Origin of the sequence: Gordonia tangerina, assembly GCF_021556435.1 — a bacterium.
In the GTDB taxonomy this organism is placed as follows: domain Bacteria; phylum Actinomycetota; class Actinomycetes; order Mycobacteriales; family Mycobacteriaceae; genus Gordonia; species Gordonia tangerina.
The window spans coordinates 1-19,236 of sequence record NZ_JAKGCU010000032.1 but is presented as its reverse complement, the minus strand read 5'-3'; the positions used below and the strand labels follow the sequence as shown (position 1 = coordinate 19,236).

Genomic DNA, 19,236 nt, shown 5'->3' with positions numbered 1-19,236 from the left:
TCCTGGCGGGTGTATGGAGCGCGGATGTGGGTGGGGTGGTCAGGGCAGATACACCGTCGTACCTGCCGGGCCGGACGTCGTGGAGATGAGCTTGCCCAGGCAGTGGTCGCGGTCGAAACCCTGCTGCGCACACCACGACACAGCCGCCTGCCCGGAGGGGAAAGTCTGCGAGGTGATGCTCACCCACCAACCCGACGAGGTGAACACCGGCCACTCGTCACTCCACAACAGACGCGCTCCGGAGAAGCGTTGATAGAACGACGCGAACTCGTCGAGGATGTCCTGGTTGGTCCAGACCTTGCCGTCGGCGACCAGACCGGGCTGTTTGGAACTGAGCTGCGCGACCCACCGGTCGGAGCCCGAGGTGAGGATCTCGGTGCGGTCGGCGTCGGCCTGCGCACTCAACGCCTGCGCGATGGCCTGTTCGGTATCAACCCCGGGCGGGACGTAGATCTGCGCCGGTGACACCGACACCGGCACGGCCGAGGAAGCCAGTTCCTGCGTGGTCGTCGAGCCGACCGGATTCAGACTGACCGTGAGACCTGCGGTGGCCGAACCGGGCAGACCGTAATAGCTGCCGGTCGGGAAGGTCATGGTGATTTCGCGTCCCGCCGACTCCGATACGGGCAGGGCGATCGGAGTCGAGGAGAAGTCGAACGATCCCGACGCCACCAGACCCGCCGACGACGACACTGCCACCTGCATCGCCGAATTGGACAGCACATCACCGTCGGCACAGGAACTGGCGGCGGTCACCGTGACGGCCAAGCCATCCGGAGTCAGGGAGGCGCTGCGCGGAGTCATGGTGGGCGGGGTCGCGCATGCGGTGACCGTTGCCGACTGTGAGCCGCCACTGGCAGCCTCGTCGACGACCCACCAGTCTTTTGCCGGGCCGACGGTGAGCGCCCACGTGGCCGCTGCGAGCACCAGCACGATGACGGCGACAACCGACCAGACGATCCTCGAGAACCGGTCGGGAGCTTGTCGCGGTGGCGGCGACCAGCCTGTGGCCGTGGGAGCGTTCCGCAGAACGTCGGTGGCCGAGTCGGATTCGGCTATCTCCACGGGTTTGGGTGTGAAGATGCGGTAGACGGGAGGCTGGGCGAACGACGTGGTTGTCGCCGCCTGCGGGTCATCGACCTCCACGGGTGGTTCGACGTCGGCGCGGTGCGCGTCGCCGGGATGCCACTGCATCCAGTCGAGTTGCAGAGTCTGGTTTGTCGGCGGTGTGCCCTCGGCGTCAGACATGCAGGCACCACAAGCGCACGACGCATACCCGTGGACCGTCCACCATGAATCGACGGTAGCGGCACGTGAGTGCGCGGTCTATCGACCATTTGTGTCAAAGATGAAGGTGTCGAGCGCCGCGTTACGCGTTCTGCCACCAGATTCCGCGGTTAGCACAAACGGATTAACGGCACATTCAACCAAAGGACTGAATCAACCCAACAACCGTTGAGCCGTATTGCGCAACCTCACTTTCGGTGCTTCGATCAGCCCAGACGTCGCCGCGGCAATCAATCATGGGCGTGAGATCAGAAGGTTCTCGGGGGTATCTCTGTCCGCCACGGCATCCCGCTGTACCGCTGTTCTGTCATGTCCCACTGTGCGCTGCAGAAAGTCGAGCGATGACATTCCCCGACAACCCGGGCCCCTATCCCACATTCCCGCCATCATCTGGTTCGCCGGACAACCAGCGCAAGAAGACCCTGATTTTGGGGTCCATTGTCGCCGTGCTGGCATTGGTCGTCACCAGCATCGTCGTGCTGTCGGTGAAGTCTGAGGACGGCAATCCGTTGACGCCGGCGCTGCGATTGTTCGGCGTCGGTGAGACGCAACCGGATCCGTTCACACCGTCGGTCGCACTCACCAACCGGGAGCTGCCCACCGACGTGCAACTCGCATCCACCCGGGGTGCGCAGGACCGCGGCGTTCGCGTGGTCAACGGCACCGAACAGGGGTTGTACGGGGCCGGTGGCACCGCCAGCTGCGACGTCGCGGCGCTGGGCAATTCGCTGGCCAACGATCCGTCGGCGGCACGTGCGTGGGCGAGTGTCTTCGGCATCAACCCCAGCGACATCCCCTACTACCTCAACACCCTGACGCCGGTGGTGCTGACCGCCGACACCTGGGTCACTAACCACTCCTACCGCAGCGGTAGCGCTTATGCGTTCCAGTCGGTCCTGCAGGCCGGCACGCCGGTGCTCGTCGACGGTTCCGGTGTGCCCCGCGCGATCTGCTCCTGCGGCAACCCGCTAGCACCGCCCGCAGCGGCACCGGTCGGCGGTTATCGGGTGGTCGGCGCCCCATGGCGCAGCTATCACACGCACAATGTGGTGCGGGTGGCCTATCACACCGAGAACGTGACGGTCGTGAACAATACGACAGTCGTTGCACCTGCAGCCGATCCCACCGCGACGTTGGCGGCCGCCGCGCTATCGCTGATCAACGTCGACAACGCGCAACTGTTCACGCGCACCGTCGGCAACGTACTCAACCTCACCGGCGTACCGCCGCAGACCGGTCCCCTGCCCACGCCCGCCGACCTGAACGTGCCGTTCACCGCCACCAGCGACGAGGAAGCCGAGCAGAACGGTCTGGCCGAGGCCGGCAGCCCGCAGCCCGCGGAGGCCGTGGTGGAGCGTGCCGCCGAAGACGGCAACTCCCCCGAGATGGAGCTCAGCGCAGGCCAATCCGCACCGGCCATCGCCGGCGGCGAGTCCGCGCCCGCGGGCGGGGAATCTGCCGCAGCTCAGTCGGCGTCGGCAGCGGCATCGTCGCCCGACTCGTCCGAGCGTCCGCGCCCCACCACGTTCACCGGCTCCGGCGAGCAGATCGGCTCGTTGACCTTCGACGACGATGACACCTCGGTCAGTTGCACGGTGCCGGCCGAACCGACCACCGCCACCCGACTCACGTTGGACTGCAGCGACTCCGTGGCCCGCGAGGTCTACGCGTCGTCGCTACTGAGTACCTCGGTCGACTCGGCCACCAATGCCGAGGGAGTGTGGTCGGTCTCGCTGACCCCGCCGAACGCGTCGGCCGTCGACGTCGACGTGGCCACCGCGGTCTGGCGGGCACTCCCGGAGGTCACCACGCCGACGACCACCGATCCCACCACGCAGGCGCCTGCGCCGGCTCCCGAGATCACTCAGGAACCGACGGTGGAGACCACGACACCGGAGATAGTGACGCCGACCGAGGAACCGACGGTGGAAACGACCACACCCGAGATAACGACGACCACGACCACCACGCCGGTCGCCTGACGGTTCTATTTCTGCACGCACGTTTTCGTCGTTTTGGCCTAAAGATGTGGCCACGCCCGCTGCGTACGCTGATCCCATCGACACGCAATCGCAGCAGCCCGCGCGGCAAGAATGCGGAACATGTGGGCGACCGCTGGTGCCCTGCCCGGCCTGTGATGGGCTGGCCGGCAGCTACGGCATCGCCGGTCGCCTCACGTGCCTTTCGTGCGACAGCACGGGGCGGCAATGCCCGACGCATGGGAAATCCTGGCGTCACTGATTGTGAATTGCGCGTGCGATGACCCGATAGGGCATGATTGCGCACGTGCCTGCTGGTTTACGAATCCTCATCGCATCTCCACTCGGACACATTGTTGCCGGTCCTCTGGAGTCGGAATTCGATGACGTCACCGTTGTGGTCGCCCGCGATGACGTCGAATTCCGCAATGCAATCGCCGCCCGTGTGCGGTTCGATGTGGTCAGCGCCGACCTGATCTTCAATCGGCCCGATCTGGAATGGACCTTCGACGGTCTCGACGTCATCGAAGGATTGCACACGGTGAATCGATCGGCGCCGGTTCTGCTCGCAACTCAGGGCCATTCGATGGAAGAAGACCACCTCGCCGAGGCGCGATTGCGTGACGACGTGTCCGGCGTGATCGCGAAGTCGGACGGTCTGCGCGCACTCATATCGGCGTTGCGCACCGTAGCGCTCGGGCAACGCCTACCCACCACGGTGCCCCGCACTTCGCGTCCCGCGCTGTTCGAACTCTTCGACAGCCGTCGCGGCACCACAGCAGCGCGACTGGCCGGGGCGATCGCCTCCGGAAGTGCCTCGGACAACGCCGGATTGGCATCGGTCGCGAAGGTCTCGCAGAACACGGCGAACAAAGTGGCGAGCAGCTACATCGGACCGATGATGCTCGCGCGCAACGAGCACGACGAACGTCTGCCGCTCACACAGGCTTCCGTGTACCGGTGGTGTGGGTTGCACGCGCGCTATATCGTCAGTTGGTGCCGTCGACACGGCCACAGCGATGTTCTCGGGTCCGCGGTGTAGCTGACCGCCCTTGATCAGCTAAACAACCGCCGCAGTTGCCGATTCACCGCCGCGAGGTCAAACGCAGTCGGATCGAACGATTGTCCCGGCGCCAAGCCGGCCCACTCGCGTCGTTCGGCGTGGTCGGGGTGGCGCGGGTCGCTGACCGCAGCAACGAAGTCTTCCCACCCGGGCGGACCGCCGACGTCCTCGAGCGGTGCCATCCCCTCTCCATCGAGGACCTCTGGATGTCGCTCGTCGGGAGCCGGCTTGATGTCGGACACGGTGATCAGGTGCGACCACCCGTCGCCGAAGTCGTACTCGTAGATCATCTGCGCGCCGGGCGCACGGAGGATGTCGCCGACCATGACGTCGTATTCGCTGTGCAGATCACCGCGACCCTCGCCGGTCAGCGCGCGCTCGTCCATCCACCGTCGGCCACCGGCGATGAATTGATGCAGATGACTGTTCTCCCAGTCGAACACCGTCTGCAGGATGTCGTGGAATTCGGTCAGCGTGGTGAGTGAGTTGACGACGAGCAGCCGCCACACCGGCGGGCTCACCCCGTCGAGCTCGATCCGCACATGCAGGTCACCATCGATGGGGGCGTCGGTGAACAGGGCGTCGTCGTTGGCCGCCTGCATCTGGCCCAGTTGCGGTATCGCGGGCAGCACAGCCGGCCGGAGCGCCTCGGGCACCACGTAGGTGTCGGCTTCGAGCGTCAGCCATCCCTCCTCGATGCACGAGGCCAGCCGGCCGTGCAGCGCACGCACGAGCACTTCGCTGTATCCCAGCTTCTCCACCCAGCCGTCGATGTCGGCGCGCGTGTTCGCGAAGTTCGTGCAGCCGGCCATGATGATGGCAGCCAGACTCTCGTAGAACTGTGCGGAGAACTCGGTGTCGACGTCTTCGGGGAACATGCTGTCGATCCAGTTGGTCAATGCGTTGCGAGGAGCCTGCACCGGCGCGGCTTCCCACTCCGCCGCACTCACCACCGGCGTCGCCCGCACCGTATTCACCTTGATCAACCCCATCGCCTGCGCATAGAGCCACAGGTGGCGGAGAGGTGCGAAATTGCTCATGGAGGTGCGGCCGGCCGGCATCTCGAGGCCGAGCGCTTGGGCGAGTTCACGGGCGGCTGCCGGTTTGAGCCACCGATTCGGCGTGGTGGGGCGGCCGTCGCCCAGCCAGCCCAGCAGCACCGTGATCCGTGCCAACGGTTCGGTGGCCATCAGTGCCGCTCGTTCGGCGTCCTCGTCAACGGGTCCGATCTCGGTGGTGCCCATCATCAGCCCGACCGCAGCGGGGAGTCGCTCCTGGGCGAATGCGGGCGCATCGGGGTCACCGGCCCACCGGCCGTGCTCCGTCAAGAACCTCGCCAACGTCATGCCCGCGTAGGCGATCACCCGCGCCTGGTCGACCGGGATCGATTCTTTCTCGATCATGAACTCCAGGAAGCCACCCATGGCCTCGACGTCGTCCATCGTCCACGCGGTGGCGTCGAACTCCGGATGCACACCGGCCACCGCCTGCAACAGGATCTCGAGTTGTTCGGTGAACCCGTCGGCGGGCACCTCATCGTCGGAGAAGAGCTCGGTCGACACCCACTCCTGAAATCCGGCCGGGATCAGCGAGGATGGCGTCGTCATGGACTGCGGGAACAGCGGGACGACGTTGGATTCGCCGCGCGATGCCCGCTTGGCCTTGCGGCGATCGCGGTTCTGCTGCTTGCTCGACCTGTTCTTCGACATCACATCGCAGGGTAGTCGGACGGGCATCGCGCCTCAGCTATGCCGCCGTGGTGTGCGCCACCTGTGGACGGAACTCATCGACACAGGTGGCACACCGGCATAGCACGAACGTGCTCCACGTAACGGTTGCGCCGACTGGCTACGCGAAGAACATGCCGAAGGTCAGCAACGCACTCGCACCGAAAGATGCGCCTATGACGACGGCGGCCCGTGCGTGATCGATCACCGAATCGATTGTCTGCGACTCACGCGCGACGGCCGTTTCCTGTGCTGCTGACATCGTGGCTTCTCCCCTCGCGGTCCCGAACTCGTTCTCAACGCTAAGGAGGTGCGAGGCCGTCATCCACCGCGTCCACGACATCGTGCCATCTTCGCGACCATGGTAACGTTCCGATAACGGCCGCACCTCGCCTAGCCCGTCGGATCCGGGTCGACAGCGTCCTTGATCTTGCCCATCACACCCTTTTCGGTACCAAAAGCAGGCTTGCTCGGCTCACCCAACGCGCCGTCGTAGGTGGCGTACAACTTGGGGTCCGGCGGCGGACCGGACTGCTTGTCCCCCAGGGGCTGCGGATCGGCCAGGAAACCCATCTCGTGCTTGCCGTCGGGCGCGGTGCCGTGGGCCCATCTGCCCTTGTCCGCGTCGGGGCCGTCGGACAGGTGCCACAGGCTCGTCGCGTGTTCGGTGTGTTCCTCGTCGAGCAGATCGTCGGGCGCGATGGTGTCTTCGAGGCCGTCGGCTTTGAGTTCCTCGATGGCGGCCAGCCACAGATTCTGGTGATAGGTGTCGCGAGCCAGGTTGAACCGCAACATGTCCTTGACGCCCGGGTCGTCGGTCATGTGGAACAGCCGGGCAGTTTGCAGCCGGCCCTGCGACTCCACTGCAGCATTGGAACGGAAGTCCGCCAGCAGGTTTCCGCTCGCGACGATATAGCTTCCATTCCACGGCACACCGTTGCTGTTGGCCAGCATCGCTCCGCCGCCGGACACGATCGCCTGCTGCGGATCCATTCCACCCAGCACAGCTGCAACCACCGGGTCTCCGGCCGCGTTCTTCGTCGAGTCGGTGGCGGGTGCACCTTCCAGCAACCGTGCGATCATGGTGGCGATCATCTCCACGTGGCCCATCTCCTCGGTGGCGATGTCCATGATCAGATCTTTGTACTTGCCCTTCATGCGGCAGTTCCAGCCCTGCATCAGGTACTGCATCGTCACCGTCATCTCGCCGTAGGCGCCGCCGATGAGCTCCTGCAATTTGTGCGCGTAGACGGGATCGGGCTTTTCTGGCTTGACGTCGAACTGCAGGTAGTCGGTGTGGCGAAACATGTTCTCTCCTCAGATGTGCAGTCATGCTCAATGCCGACGCGTTGCTGCGAGGAGCGCATTGCTGGTTCGCACCTGGAGACCGCGGTCGGCGAGGCCGCCACGGCGGAGGGTTGAACCGCAACGTGACGTCGGAATGCCCCCGTAGGCACAACCCCAAACGTCGGTCCGAGATACCGCTGCGCGGTTTGAGTTTCCATCCTCGGGGTATTCGAGGACGCCTCGTGCGAGGGCGACAGAGTTCGCACAGCGGAAAGCACGAACGACAGAGAGGTTGCGACGTGAGCGCGTCAGACGTGGTGTACACAGTGGTGGCCGAGCGGTCCACGACAACGACAGCGGTGGGCTGGATCGGCTACATCATCATCGGTGGGATCGCCGGATGGCTGGCCAGCAAGATCATGGGCACCGACGCCCAGATGGGCATTCTGCTGAATGTGGTCGTCGGCATCATCGGTGCATTCCTGGGCGGATTCCTGCTCAGCTTCGCCTTCGACACCGCCAGTGGCGGATGGTGGTTCACCTTCTTCACCGCCCTGCTCGGGTCGGTGATCTTGTTGTTCCTGGTGAAATTGGTGACCGGTAGACGCTGACCCGATCCGAACGTGCGGCACAGTGACTGGGTTTGAGGTGTCACCGGCCCGGTAACCCTGCTGCCGCGCACAGCGATGTGGAGTGGTTGCCCGAACAGGTGCCGCCCCACGTCAACCATCGACGTCATGGAGGATCCGATGAGTGACAATGTGTACCGCGTGACCGAGATCGTCGGTTCGTCGACGACCAGCATCGACGACGCGATCAAGGGAGCCATCTCCCGGGCCGGCGCGACGCTGGAGCACGTGGAGTGGTTTGAGGTGGTCGAGACCCGTGGCCACGTCGAGAACGGTCAGGTAGCCCACTTCCAGGTGACCTTGAAGGTCGGGTTCCGTCTCAACGAGGCCTGACCTCAGCCGACGCTCGTCGCCGACGGCGGTGCGGAACCACCCTCGCTTGCCTGGGTGCTCATCAACCGGATGACCGCACGCCGATCGGCGTCCGACGGCAACCCCATCCCGGGCTCGTACCCGTAGACCGCGTCCAGCGGCGTGGAAACGGTGCGGCCGGTGAGGATGTCGACGGAATCGCAACCGATCAGGCCGGGATGCTCGACGCCGCACGCCTGCGCTACCTTGAGCAGGTCGCGACGCAGCGTGCGGATGTAGTTCGCTGCCCGTTCGGCTTTTACCTCGGGAACCAGACCGCGCGCCAGCCAATCATTTTGCGTCGCCACCCCAGTGGGGCAGGTGTCGGTATGGCACTTCTGTGCCTGGATGCATCCGATCGCGAGCATCGCCTCGCGGGCGACGTTGACCATGTCGATACCCAAAGCGAACGCGACGATGGCATTTTCCGGCAGGCCGAGTTTGCCACCGCCGATGAAGGTGACTTTATCGCTCAGTCCGCGTTCGGCGAAGATCCGATACACCTGCGCGAAGCCGATCTGAAACGGCAGTGACACACTGTCGGTGAAGATCAGCGGCGCTGCACCCGTACCGCCCTCACCGCCATCGACGGTCACGAAATCCGGTCCACGGCCGGTGGATTCCATCAGCTCGGTCAGTTCGTACCAGAAATCGAGGTCGCCGATCGCCGCCTTGATGCCGACGGGCAGCCCCGTCTCTTCGGCGAGCAATTCGATCCAGTCGAGCAGACTGTCGGTGTCGGAGAATTCGGCGTGACGCGACGGGCTGACGCAGTCGCGGTCGCGCGGGATGCCTCTGGTTCGGGCTATCTCGTCGGTGACCTTGGCCGCCGGTAGCAGCCCACCGAGACTCGGTTTGGCGCCCTGACTCAGCTTGATCTCCAATGCCCGCACCGGCGCCGACGCGACGACGTCGCGCAGGAGCGTGAGATCGAAGCGGCCGTCGTCGTCGCGACATCCGAAGTAGGCGGTGCCGATCTGAAAGATCAGCTCGCCACCGTGCCGGTGATATCGGGAGATCCCGCCCTCACCGGCGTTCTGCAGACAACCGGCCAGTGCCGCACCCCGATTGAGTGCCTCGATCGCGTTTCCCGACAAGGAACCGAAACTCATCGCCGAAATGTTGACCACCGACTCCGGCCGAAACGCGTGTCGACGATCGTGCGCCTGCCCGATCACCTTGGCACAGGGCACGATGGCCGAGTGGCCGGCCTGCGGCGTCGATTGCGGCACCGACCGGGCGAAAGTCCGATGCTTGATCACCGCGTAGCCCGACGTGAACTCGAGGTCGTTGTCGGTGCCGAAACCGAAGTAGTTGTTCTCCTTCTTCGCCGACGCGTACACCCATCGGCGCTGATCACGGGTGAACGGGCGTTCTTCGTCGTTGGCTGCCACGATGTACTGCCGCAGTTCGGGGCCGATCGACTCCAGCCAGTAGCGGGCATGACCAAGCAATGGATAGTTGCGCAGCAGCGCGTGTTTACGCTGGAAGAGGTCGCGGGCGGCGACCGCAGCGACTGCGGACGCGGCCCCGGCGACGATGGCCGACACCGTCCTGCTCATGACTGCAGGATTCCCATAGGTCGGCTACCGAAACCCTGGTGTCGCGGGCAAGCGAGCACCTCAGTTGCGCCACCAGCTGTCGTACGGATCCACCGGCAGCGCCCGCTTGTGGCGCGTACGCAGGTAGGTGGATTCGATGACGTCGGCGGCCGCGGCCTCGACATCTTCGCCCTGCAGGTAGCGGTCGATGTCGGCATAGTTGACGCCGAGGGCTTCTTCGTCGGGCAACGCCGGGCGGTCGTCTTCGAGGTCGGCGGTGGGCACCTTGGTCCAGGTGCTCTCCGGCGCTCCGAGGTGGCGAAGAAGTTGCGCACCCTGACTTTTCGTCAGCCCGGCCAGCGGGTTGACGTCGCTGCCGCCGTCCCCATATTTGGTGAAGAATCCGGTGACCGCCTCGGCCGCGTGATCGGTGCCCACCACCAACAGGTTGCGCTCCCCCGCGATCGTGTACTGCGCAACCATTCGTTGGCGCGCCTTGATATTGCCTCGGACGAAGTCGCTGATCTGTTCGACCCCAAGGCCCTGCGCGGCGGCTGACGACGCCGCGTCCACCATGGACTTGATGTCGACGTTGCAGGTGAGGGTAGGTGCGATGAACTCCAGCGCGATGTCAACGTCGGCTTGATCGGACTGCTGTCCGTACGGCAGCTGTACCGCGACGAACTCCGCGTCACCGGAGATGCGTTCGACGGCAAGGCGGCTGAGCCGTCCAGCCAGGGTGCTGTCCTGCCCGCCGCTGATGCCGAGGACGTATCCGCGTGCCGGAGTAGTGCGCAGGTAATCGGCCAGGAATGTGACGCGCCGTTCGACCTCGTCTGCGGGATCGATGGTCGCGGCCGGGTGCAGTTCGCGTCGGATCTCGTCGCGGAGGCCGGTCATGTCAGCGTGTCCCTTCCGATCGTGTGTCGCTGGTTCGGGAGTTGTCGGCGAGCTCCAGCAGCAGGTCCAGGCTGCGTCCGATGGTCTGCGCCAAGACGCTCTCGGGTTCACCGTCGAAGACGTGGTGTTCGGTCCAGACCTCGCCGCGACGGTACATGCCGAACCACACCGTGCCGGGCGGCACATCTTCCTGGCACTGCGGTCCCGCTTCCCCAGTCACCGCCAGCGCCACATGAGCGTCCATGAGTTCGGCGACACTTTTTGCCATCGCTCGGGCGGCGTCCTGACTCACCACTGGGCCGGGCGGTGCGTGCAGCACGGCATGCTTGACCTCCTTGCGATAAGCGACGACGCCTCCGCAGTACCAGTCACCCGACGCCGTGGCGCGGCCCAGATGGGACGCGAGATTGCCCGCGGTGAGTGACTCGGCGGTGGCCACCGTGAGCTCATGACGTCCGACGAGTTCTGCGAGCTGCTCACATCGTTCGTGCACCTGTTCGTCGGTCGGTACACGATCTTCGGGTTCGGTCACCACATCCGCCTCCTCATCGATCACGGGTTCTAGCGGATACCCGCTGCGCGTCGGCAGCGAAACCTGCCGGGTGTGTCGTGCTCCCGGGATGTCCGCAACGTCACGCTGGAGCACGTGGAACGGTTCGAGGCGGTCGAGACCCGTGGCCACGTCGAAAACGGTCAGGTCGCACACTTCCAGGTGACCTTGAAGGTCAGGTTCCGTCTCAACGAGGCCTGACCTCCTGGTGCACCGGTTCCCGGTCTTTCATGATCGGTTTCATCGGGATTCTTCGCCGTCGCGGTCTCCGTCGTGATGCAATGTGGCGCGAAGCGTGTTCACGCCGGCGGCGACTGCACTCAATCGATCGTCGGTGACCTCGACGGGGTCCGGAGAGTCTCCGCGTCCCAGCTGGAGAATGACCGCGGCCACCACACCGGCACCTGCTGGATTCGGTGGTGCGTCTGCGTTCACGCGATCGTCGGCATAGGCGGATACCGCATCGGCAAGCCTGCTGGTCGCCGCGATCGCCGGAATCCACGCTCGTGCGACGGTTTCTGCGGGCGGAGGCTCGGACAACGCGCGCTGCATCCGGATGTCGAGATCTGACAGCGCGCGATAGGCGGTCCGCCGGGCGGAAACCAACGCGGTGTGACGTTCGGATGCCGCGCGGGCATCGTCTGGGATCGGGGTGGCTGCGGTGGTGAGGAACGCAGCGATCCTCTCAGTCGCGGTGGCGAAGGTCGCCGCGACCCACGCCTGTCGACTGTGCGGCCAGATCAGGTATCCGAACACGAGCACGATGGCCCCACCCAGGACGGTGGCCGCGATACGCTGCCAGGCGTCGTTCACCGACTCCGTACCCGGACTGATGAGATCGATCAGCAGGATCACCACAGGTGTGATCGCCACGGCCTGCAGCGCATAGGACCGCAACATCAGATACGGAACAGCGGCGGCGAGCACGCCGATCGCGATCCCGATGCCGACGCCTTTCGGGACGACCACGATGATGATGCTGGCGACCGCCGCGCCCGCGATGGTGCCCAGGACACGCAGGATTGCCCTCGAGAACACCGATCCGAAGTCCGGCTTCATCACCAAGCACACCGTCAGCGGCACCCAAAACCAATGGGTCGACGGAAAATACAACTTGGCGGCCACCGCGATGCCGAAACAGAGCGCGAGCCGGCCGGCGGCCGCCACCACCTCGCCGCCAATGGCCGGAACAGTCACGGGGTGCCGTACCATCCGACCGTCGTGACCGTGGCGCACAGCCTCCGCCAGTTCGGTCATACTCTGCTCCAGCGGAGAGGGGTGCGGTGGTGGGCCGCCGGGAATGCTGGTCGCGCCTTCGGTCGCCGTCGTCGACGTCGCGTCCTTCTCTGCGCTGACGACCGTGGTCAGCGCGTCCAGCTGTCGAGCAACGGCGTCGACAGCGCTCACACTCCGCTCTCCGATCAACAGCGCCTCGACACGTTCGGCGTCGAAAATTGCTGCGCTGGTCAGCCGCCACGTACGCGACGAATCGATGCCCGGAATCGTCAACTCCGCGATGCGCGTCACCGCGGTTCGGCGCGCGGACTGGCACGCCTCCCGGGCCGCCCCGCACCGGTCGCCACCGTCGCGGAGGTCAGCGCTTCGGGCATGGGCCAGGCCCGCCAGGCTGTGCAGCATCTCCTGGAGGGCCAACCGCTGGGGCCGTCGCGGTGTGATCACCATTTCGACGGCCAGCAGTGCCGCATAGATGATTCCGCCGACGAAATACAGTGCCAGCGGTATCCACCAATTGGAGATGCTCGAGACACCGATCGCGATCGACGCGATCACCAGAAACTGCATCCCGGCGACCGAGAATGCGGGCCCCAGACCGGCGATCAACCCGCATCCGAGAGCAAGAGCAACCATCACCAGGATCATCGCTGCCCACGGAATGTGCTGCAGGAAACCGAGAACGTATCCGGTGGCTGCGATCGGGGTGGAGATCAGAATGATCGCAAAGTTCAAGCGGTAGGTGCCCGCACGCTCGCCCGCTGCCAAGAGCAGCCCTGCCAAAGCGATCCACATCCCGGTGAGGACGTCGTCGATCAGCACGCCGACGATGAACGGGCCGCCGACGACGATACCGCTTCGAATCATGTGCCCCACCGGCATTGTGGCCGGCTTGAGACGGACCATCTCCCGAATCCACGCAGCCGGATGAGCTCGGGAGACGTCGGCTGTGACGGGAGTTCGCGAGCGCACGGTCACCTCCTCAGGGTGGCAAGCAGCCGATCACCGGAGAATACGAGCGACGAACGGCGTTGAGTCCGGCATGGATGCCAGGACCGCGCTCGAGTGATCGTCGTCGGGGTACACGCGGAGTTCGACCGGCTGATTGTTGGCTTTCATCTGCGCATACAGGGAGAGCGCCGACGGTGCCGGAACATCGGTGTCGCGCAAGCCCTGCCCGAGGAAGATCGGTCGGTCGTAACCCTTATAGGGCGTCGACATGTAGCGGTGGAGTGCCGGTACGAGCCCGGGAAGCGATGCCAAGGGGGCAGAGAACCAGGACGCGACGTGGTCCCCCGCCAGAGCATTCTTCAGGATGGGATAGCAGGTCTCCCGGCCTTCCGCGAGCCGCGCAACACCTTTCGGGGTCATGACCGAACTCACCCGCAGGTCGGGCCGAGCCTCGTCGAGGCCGGCGAGAATGTAGGCCGTATAGGCGTTCAGGCCACCCGGAAGAGCAAAGGGTGGGACCGCAGGACCCAGATTCTGATACAGGTACTCCAAGTTCGCCGGAATCCCAGTGGCCACCACACCTCGATAGTCCAGTTTCGAGCCGGCGCTGAACTCGGTGGCGTAGCGCGCGCCGTTCAATGCTGCAGCCGCGCCCTGGGATTGGCCGATGATCGCCCATCGTGGCGACAGCGGGAGATCCATCCGATGCGAGGCCATGACGGCATCGACGATTGCGTGGGCAGCCGTGACCCCGTTCAGATAGCTCATCAATCCCGGCGTACCCAGTCCCACGTAGTCCGCGGCAACGACTGCGTAACCCTGGTCGAGCCAATGGCCGAGGTAGGTGACGTCGCGGGCGCTCCGTGGAAACGCAGAAGGGGTGCACGCGTCGGCCATCCCGACCGTTCCGTGCGCCCACGAGATCACCGGCCATCCGCCAGCAGGTGCCGACCCCTTGGGAACGAACACCGCACCGGTACTGGTTGCCATCGCACCATGCTGATTCGGGGTCGAGAACTGGATGCGGTAGGCCTCGGCAGCCGCCGGCAGAGTCAGCGATTCGGCCAACGGGACCTGCGCGATCAGTGTCCCCGACCGCCCGGGTATGGGGCCTGAGTAGTCGGTGACGTCGAGCCCCGACCAGTTCGGCGTACCCACCGACACGTCGTCGTCGCCCCGGGCATCACCTGATGTGCCTGCACTGGCGGCCACTGCCAACAGCACTGCCAGCACAACGATCCAGAATCGTGACCTCGCGTTCACTCTCACGGGTCGGGACAGTAGCCGGTTGCGTCTCGAGCGGTGGCCACTGATGAGACTTCCGCGGAGATCTGTCAGCAATCTGCAGGCAACTGGCACGTTTCTTGCGTCGCGAGTTCCCATCTGTGCGTGCTCCAACGCAATCACGTCGCATGAGGTGTGGCACGGGATCGGTGTAACCATTGCCGCACAAGCAACGATGTGAAGGTCGGTGCTGTCCGGGACGTGAAGGAGGAGCGCGCCGATGCCGTATCTCGGCTTGATCTACCTGGTGATCCTCGTGATCGCGCTGATCGACATCATCAACACCGACGACGCGTGCGTCCGCGGCCTACCGAAACTGGCGTGGGTGGCACTCGTGGTGATCATCCCCCTTGTCGGCGCCTTGCTGTGGTTGGCGTTCGGCCGCCCGGCCGCCGATGAGTTCTCCCGCCGTGCTCGTGCCGGAGGCGCCAGCGAGTTCCCCGAATACGACACTCCCGGTCGCTACATTCCGGCCGACCCAGAGGCCGATCGCGAGTTCCTCCAGCAACTGCGCGACCGCGCCGAGCAGCAACGACAGGCCGCGCGAGAACAAGAGCGCCAGAAGCGAGAGCGCAATGACCCACCTCACGACTGACGTGGTCGGCGACCGGAACGTGACGGGTGCGATGACGACCGATCACGCCGCGCGCCCGACGGTGTCCCGCCCATGACATTGGCTGCGAACGGCCTCAGCCGGACGTTTGGGCGCCACGTCGCGGTGGCGGGCGCTGACGTCTCGGTGTCAACGGGGTCGATCACCGGGCTGGTCGGGCCGAACGGCGCCGGCAAGACCACTCTGCTGCTCATGCTCGCAGGGTTACTGCGGCCCGATTCGGGCACGATCACCGTCGACGGGACCGAGATCGACGCGCCGCGGCTGCGGTCGATGGTCGGATGGATGCCCGACGTGTTCGGCACCTGGGACAGCCTGACCGCCGGCGAGATCCTGACCACCTTCGGTCGACTGCACGGGCTCTCCCGTGCCGACGCGCGACGTCGGGCCGTCGAACTGCTGGAGTTGGTGCACCTGGCCGAGTTCGCTGACCGGCCCGCCCACGAGCTGTCGCGCGGGCAGAAGCAGCGCTTGGGGTTTGCGCGCACCCTTGTGCATCGTCCGCGCGTACTGCTGCTGGACGAGCCGGCCTCCGGGATGGATCCGCGATCCCGGGTGGAGCTGCGTGATCAGCTGCGCTCGCTGGCCGATTCCGGTTGCGCCGTATTGATCTCGTCGCACATCCTCACCGAGCTGTCGGAGATGGTCGACGACGTGATCATCATGACCGAAGGCCGCACCCGCCCCTCCGAACTGTCGGCGGGACACCGCTGGCGCATCCGCGAGGCCAGTCAGCCGGCGGCGTCGGCGATCACGATGCGCTTCGCAGACGAGCAGGCCGCCGCTCGACATCTCGCCGAACTGATCACCGCGGGCCGACAGGTCGTCGAGTTCGCCCGCGTCGACACCGAACTCGAGGACGCCTACCTGGCACTCGACGCCGACAGGACGTGACGATGACCGCCACCAGTGAGACGATGCCGACTGCCGTGCCGCCGACGCCGCGCTCCCGACGGTTCCGGCAGTGGTGGACGGTCGTCAGCGTCCTCGTCGGCCTCGAGGTGCGCCAACGGGTACGCACCACCCGCTGGAAGATCACCCTGACGGTGGCGTTCCTCGTCATCTCGGCGGTGGTGTTCGGCTCGATGTTCATCGCGCTGAGCCCGGCGGGCGCCGCCTACCGCGACTGGGCGCAGAACCTGTACTCGATCGTGCTGGGCACCCTGCTGTTTCTGGGAATCGTGCTGGCACCCACGTTGACCGCGACCGCGATCAACGGTGACCGCAAGGACGCCACCCTCGCCGTGGTTCAGGCCACCGCGATCAGCAACTGGCAACTCGCCGTGGGCAAATTGATCGGCAATTGGGTGAGCTGTCTGGCGTTGCTGATGGTCGCGCTGCCATATCTGGTGTGGGCGATCGTGGCGGCGCCCTATGGCATCGGACCGGGCATCGTCGGCGTTGTCGTCTGCGCCCTGTTATTCGCCTGCTATTGCGGTATCGGACTGGGGTTCTCGGCGCTGACCTCGCGCCCGGCCGGGTCGGCGGTGTTGACTCAGGCGACAGTGTTCTTTCTGCTGCTGGGACTTCCGGCACTGTTCGGGCTGCTCTACACCACCACTGCACAGGAGCATGAGGTGGTTCGCGCACAGTATTCGTGGCCGGACGAATTTTCCGAACCGGTCCGGACTCCCCCGCCCTGCGCGGATGTCGAGGTGACGGAGACCTTCCATCACACCGAACGCATCTGGTGGCTGCTCGCGCCGAACCCGGCGTTGATCGTGCCCGATATCGTTGCTCCGCACGACAATCCGCAGGTATATGGCTGGGCGTCGGACACCTCCCCGGCCGGCCCGACCCTCGCCGCGCCGGTCGCGGAGATGCTGTCGTCGACGCGCATGGGCCCCTACGTCGATGCACCGAAGTGCGCCGAGCAGACCGTCTACTACAGCAGCTCCGGCGACAACGGGCCGAGCGCGTTCTATCGCGATCAGCGTGCGCACCAGCACGCCCGCGTCGGCGACAGCTGGTATATCGGGCTGCTCATCAACGTCGCGTTCGGCGGGATCGGGTTGATCATCGCGGCGCGACGCCTACGGGTGCCGGCCGGAAGATTGCCCAAGGGTGTACGCATTGCCTGACGCGCGTATGACCGATGGATATGTGACCTCCTGGATCGAAATGATCGCGTGACGCCCCGTACCTAGAGCTGCTACCCTAGCTGCTCTAGGTATAGGAGCCGGATGTTCATCGACAAGGATCTCGTGGCCGCCTCGGCAACCCCGCTGGTGTTGGGGATTCTCGCCGACGGCGAATCTTATGGTTACGCGATTCTGAAACGGGTCAACGAACTCTCCGGCGGCCAGTTGCAGTGGACCGACGGGATGTTGTATCCGTTGCTGCATCGCCTGGAGAGGCTGGGACTGGTGTCGTCGTCGTGGGGTGTCTCGGAGACGGGGCGTCGGCGCAAGCACTATGCGATCAGCCCCGCCGGCCTCGAGATGTTGGCGCAACGTCGTGCCCAGTGGGATGTCGTCGCCGATGCGCTGGATCAGGTGTGGCGCAGTATTGCGCTGCCACCGCCCGCTGAAGGGAGGGCCTGATGGACGCCGGCGCAGAATTGGAATCGCAGATCGGACAGTGGCGCGGGTTCGTCGAACGCCACCAGGCCATATCCGCGGCCGACGTCGATGAGATGGAAGACCATCTGCGCAATCAGATCTCAGACTTGTCGGCAAGCGGCCTGATGGATGACGAGGCGTTCCTGGTGGCGGTCAAACGGATGGGCGACGTCGACTCGATCTCGCGAGAGTTCGCCCGAGAGCATTCCGATCGGCTCTGGAAGCAACTCGTGCTCATGCCCGAGACCGACCGTCCCGGCGATCACCCGGCCCGTCGTGACCTGGTCGCGACGATCGGATTCGCCATCGTCGCCGGAGTTGCCGTCAAGATCGGGTCGACGATCCTGCCCGAGAACGACTTCGCCCGTAACGTCGGCCTTTTCGTGCTGCCGTTCCTCACCGGGTACTTCGCGTGGAAGCGACAGATGAGAGCGCGCACCGCGGCGGCGCTCCTGTTGCCGTTCGCCGTGGCGGCAGTCGTCCTGAACGTGTACCCCTTTGCCGAGGGCAACGCCACGGAGATCATCGCGGCACTGCATGCCCCGGTCGTTCTGTGGTTCGTCGTCGGCGTCGCGTATGTCGGCGGTGAATGGCGATCCGACCGCCGGCGGATGGATTTCATCCGCTTCACCGGCGAATGGTTGGTCTATCTGGCCTTGCTCGGCCTCGGCGGCGGGGTGCTGATCGCCCTCACGATCCAGGCGTTCGACGCCCTCGGCATGGATGTCGAATGGGTGGTCGAAGGCTGGATACTGCCGTTCGGCGCGGCCGGCGCGATGATCATTGCGGCCTGGCTGGTAGAGGCGAAACAAGCTGTCGTGGAGAACATCGCGCCCGTCCTGACGCGTGTCTTCACCCCGCTGACGACGGTCATGCTGTTGGTGCTGCTGGTCGCGCTCGCGGTGCGAGGCAGCGTGGTCGACGCCGACCGTGATCTGCTGATTCTGATGGACGCCATCCTGGTGCTCGTCTTCGGCCTACTGCTGTACGCCATCTCGGCCCGCGATCCCCTGCTGCCGCCGGATGTGTTCGACCGTCTGGTATGTGCCCTGGTCGCCAGTGCACTCGCGGTCGATGCGCTCATGCTGGCAGTGATGCTGACCAGGATCACGCAATCGGGTGTCACCCCGAACAAGGTGGTCGGCTTGGGCATGAATGCGGCTCTTCCTGATTGACGGTGCGTGAAACAGGTTCTGGCGACCACAAGATGTGGGGTGAGGAAGATCGCGTGATGTGGGCGGTGTGCCTGGAGAGGTAGGTGGGTCCTGCGGTGTAAGGGT

17 protein-coding genes and 2 pseudogenes are annotated in these 19,236 nt (G+C 65.2%); 10 read left to right on the top strand and 9 right to left on the bottom strand.

Annotated elements, in window-relative coordinates:
* Window positions 1-39 precede the first annotated feature (39 nt).
* Window positions 40-1,248 (bottom strand): hypothetical protein, encoded by a 1,209-nt coding sequence (locus tag L1892_RS22275; RefSeq protein WP_235725964.1) that lies wholly within the window; start codon window positions 1,246-1,248, stop codon window positions 40-42.
* Between the two features lie 380 nt (window positions 1,249-1,628).
* Here L1892_RS22275 and L1892_RS22270 point away from each other — a divergent pair, with 380 nt between their 5' ends.
* Together L1892_RS22270 and L1892_RS22265 are read left to right on the top strand one after the other, a co-directional pair.
* On the top strand, window positions 1,629-3,269 hold the full coding sequence (locus L1892_RS22270) for a DUF6777 domain-containing protein (RefSeq protein WP_235725963.1): 1,641 nt from the start codon (window positions 1,629-1,631) through the stop codon (window positions 3,267-3,269).
* A 292-nt stretch (window positions 3,270-3,561) separates the two neighbouring features.
* Window positions 3,562-4,308, top strand: coding sequence for an MSMEG_1198 family transcriptional regulator (locus L1892_RS22265; protein ID WP_268900573.1), 747 nt, complete (start codon window positions 3,562-3,564; stop codon window positions 4,306-4,308).
* Between the two features lie 14 nt (window positions 4,309-4,322).
* Here L1892_RS22265 and L1892_RS22260 read toward each other — a convergent pair whose 3' ends face one another.
* The 3 genes from L1892_RS22260 to L1892_RS22250 form a co-directional block, all read right to left on the bottom strand.
* Window positions 4,323-6,038: a plasmid pRiA4b ORF-3 family protein gene (locus L1892_RS22260; RefSeq protein WP_235725961.1), complete on the bottom strand. Its 1,716-nt coding sequence runs from the start codon at window positions 6,036-6,038 to the stop codon at window positions 4,323-4,325.
* Between the two features lie 139 nt (window positions 6,039-6,177).
* Complete coding sequence (locus L1892_RS22255) at window positions 6,178-6,318, bottom strand: hypothetical protein (protein ID WP_235725960.1); 141 nt, start codon at window positions 6,316-6,318, stop codon at window positions 6,178-6,180.
* 131 nt (window positions 6,319-6,449) lie between these two features.
* On the bottom strand, window positions 6,450-7,364 hold the full coding sequence (locus tag L1892_RS22250; RefSeq protein ID WP_235725959.1) for a manganese catalase: 915 nt from the start codon (window positions 7,362-7,364) through the stop codon (window positions 6,450-6,452).
* A gap of 278 nt (window positions 7,365-7,642) precedes the next feature.
* On the opposite strand from L1892_RS22250, the gene L1892_RS22245 reads away from it, so the two are divergent.
* Both L1892_RS22245 and L1892_RS22240 read left to right on the top strand, forming a co-directional pair.
* Window positions 7,643-7,954 carry a GlsB/YeaQ/YmgE family stress response membrane protein gene (locus tag L1892_RS22245; RefSeq protein WP_235725958.1) on the top strand — a complete coding sequence of 104 codons (312 nt, stop codon included), beginning with the start codon at window positions 7,643-7,645 and terminating at the stop codon, window positions 7,952-7,954.
* A 138-nt stretch (window positions 7,955-8,092) separates the two neighbouring features.
* Entirely contained in the window at window positions 8,093-8,305 is a 213-nt protein-coding gene (locus L1892_RS22240; protein ID WP_235725957.1) for a dodecin, read from the top strand.
* A gap of 2 nt (window positions 8,306-8,307) precedes the next feature.
* Here the strand turns inward: L1892_RS22240 and L1892_RS22235 are convergent, their stop codons facing one another.
* The 3 genes from L1892_RS22235 to L1892_RS22225 are packed head-to-tail and all read right to left on the bottom strand — an operon-like array spanning window position 8,308 to window position 11,299.
* Window positions 8,308-9,885 (bottom strand): FMN-binding glutamate synthase family protein, encoded by a 1,578-nt coding sequence (locus L1892_RS22235; protein WP_235725956.1) that lies wholly within the window; start codon window positions 9,883-9,885, stop codon window positions 8,308-8,310.
* A gap of 60 nt (window positions 9,886-9,945) precedes the next feature.
* Window positions 9,946-10,764, bottom strand: coding sequence for an NAD(+) synthase (gene nadE / locus L1892_RS22230; protein ID WP_235725955.1), 819 nt, complete (start codon window positions 10,762-10,764; stop codon window positions 9,946-9,948).
* A gap of 1 nt (window position 10,765) precedes the next feature.
* Window positions 10,766-11,299 carry a CinA family protein gene (locus tag L1892_RS22225; RefSeq protein ID WP_372475417.1) on the bottom strand — a complete coding sequence of 178 codons (534 nt, stop codon included), beginning with the start codon at window positions 11,297-11,299 and terminating at the stop codon, window positions 10,766-10,768.
* Between the two features lie 114 nt (window positions 11,300-11,413).
* Here L1892_RS22225 and L1892_RS22220 point away from each other — a divergent pair.
* Window positions 11,414-11,515, top strand: a pseudogene (locus L1892_RS22220) (dodecin domain-containing protein); the annotation flags it as partial.
* A gap of 39 nt (window positions 11,516-11,554) precedes the next feature.
* Here L1892_RS22220 and L1892_RS22215 read toward each other — a convergent pair.
* Window positions 11,555-13,519, bottom strand: a complete 1,965-nt coding sequence (locus tag L1892_RS22215; protein WP_235725954.1) for an FUSC family protein — start codon at window positions 13,517-13,519, stop codon at window positions 11,555-11,557.
* Window positions 13,520-13,549: 30 nt separating this feature from the next.
* On the bottom strand, window positions 13,550-14,737 hold the full coding sequence (locus L1892_RS22210; RefSeq protein ID WP_372475416.1) for an alpha/beta hydrolase family protein: 1,188 nt from the start codon (window positions 14,735-14,737) through the stop codon (window positions 13,550-13,552).
* A gap of 265 nt (window positions 14,738-15,002) precedes the next feature.
* Between L1892_RS22210 and L1892_RS22205 the strand changes: the two genes are divergently transcribed.
* The 5 genes and pseudogenes from L1892_RS22205 to L1892_RS22185 form a co-directional block, all read left to right on the top strand.
* Window positions 15,003-15,377: a PLD nuclease N-terminal domain-containing protein gene (locus L1892_RS22205; protein WP_235725953.1), complete on the top strand. Its 375-nt coding sequence runs from the start codon at window positions 15,003-15,005 to the stop codon at window positions 15,375-15,377.
* 72 nt (window positions 15,378-15,449) lie between these two features.
* Window positions 15,450-16,289 carry an ABC transporter ATP-binding protein gene (locus L1892_RS22200; protein WP_235725952.1) on the top strand — a complete coding sequence of 280 codons (840 nt, stop codon included), beginning with the start codon at window positions 15,450-15,452 and terminating at the stop codon, window positions 16,287-16,289.
* 2 nt (window positions 16,290-16,291) lie between these two features.
* A complete protein-coding gene (locus L1892_RS22195) occupies window positions 16,292-17,476 on the top strand; it encodes an ABC transporter permease (protein ID WP_235725951.1) in 1,185 nt (394 codons plus the stop codon).
* A gap of 102 nt (window positions 17,477-17,578) precedes the next feature.
* Window positions 17,579-17,938 carry a PadR family transcriptional regulator gene (locus tag L1892_RS22190; RefSeq protein ID WP_235725950.1) on the top strand — a complete coding sequence of 120 codons (360 nt, stop codon included), beginning with the start codon at window positions 17,579-17,581 and terminating at the stop codon, window positions 17,936-17,938.
* Window positions 17,938-19,122: pseudogene (locus L1892_RS22185) on the top strand (permease prefix domain 1-containing protein); the annotation flags it as partial. The gene L1892_RS22190 and the pseudogene L1892_RS22185, both read left to right, overlap by 1 nt.
* Window positions 19,123-19,236: the final 114 nt, after the last annotated feature.

What these genes read in the sequence shown, in the direction of transcription:
- L1892_RS22265 (WP_268900573.1), top strand. Translation starts at nt 3,562, where the DNA reads ATGATTGCGCACGTGCCTGCTGGTTTACGAATCCTCATCGCATCTCCA.
- L1892_RS22250 (WP_235725959.1), bottom strand. Translation starts at nt 7,364, where the DNA reads ATGTTTCGCCACACCGACTACCTGCAGTTCGACGTCAAGCCAGAAAAG.
- L1892_RS22275 (WP_235725964.1), bottom strand. Translation starts at nt 1,248, where the DNA reads ATGTCTGACGCCGAGGGCACACCGCCGACAAACCAGACTCTGCAACTC.
- L1892_RS22200 (WP_235725952.1), top strand. Translation starts at nt 15,450, where the DNA reads ATGACATTGGCTGCGAACGGCCTCAGCCGGACGTTTGGGCGCCACGTC.
- nadE (WP_235725955.1), bottom strand. Translation starts at nt 10,764, where the DNA reads ATGACCGGCCTCCGCGACGAGATCCGACGCGAACTGCACCCGGCCGCG.
- L1892_RS22240 (WP_235725957.1), top strand. Translation starts at nt 8,093, where the DNA reads ATGAGTGACAATGTGTACCGCGTGACCGAGATCGTCGGTTCGTCGACG.
- L1892_RS22195 (WP_235725951.1), top strand. Translation starts at nt 16,292, where the DNA reads ATGACCGCCACCAGTGAGACGATGCCGACTGCCGTGCCGCCGACGCCG.
- L1892_RS22270 (WP_235725963.1), top strand. Translation starts at nt 1,629, where the DNA reads ATGACATTCCCCGACAACCCGGGCCCCTATCCCACATTCCCGCCATCA.
- L1892_RS22255 (WP_235725960.1), bottom strand. Translation starts at nt 6,318, where the DNA reads ATGTCAGCAGCACAGGAAACGGCCGTCGCGCGTGAGTCGCAGACAATC.
- L1892_RS22205 (WP_235725953.1), top strand. Translation starts at nt 15,003, where the DNA reads ATGCCGTATCTCGGCTTGATCTACCTGGTGATCCTCGTGATCGCGCTG.
- L1892_RS22235 (WP_235725956.1), bottom strand. Translation starts at nt 9,885, where the DNA reads ATGAGCAGGACGGTGTCGGCCATCGTCGCCGGGGCCGCGTCCGCAGTC.
- L1892_RS22260 (WP_235725961.1), bottom strand. Translation starts at nt 6,038, where the DNA reads ATGTCGAAGAACAGGTCGAGCAAGCAGCAGAACCGCGATCGCCGCAAG.
- L1892_RS22190 (WP_235725950.1), top strand. Translation starts at nt 17,579, where the DNA reads ATGTTCATCGACAAGGATCTCGTGGCCGCCTCGGCAACCCCGCTGGTG.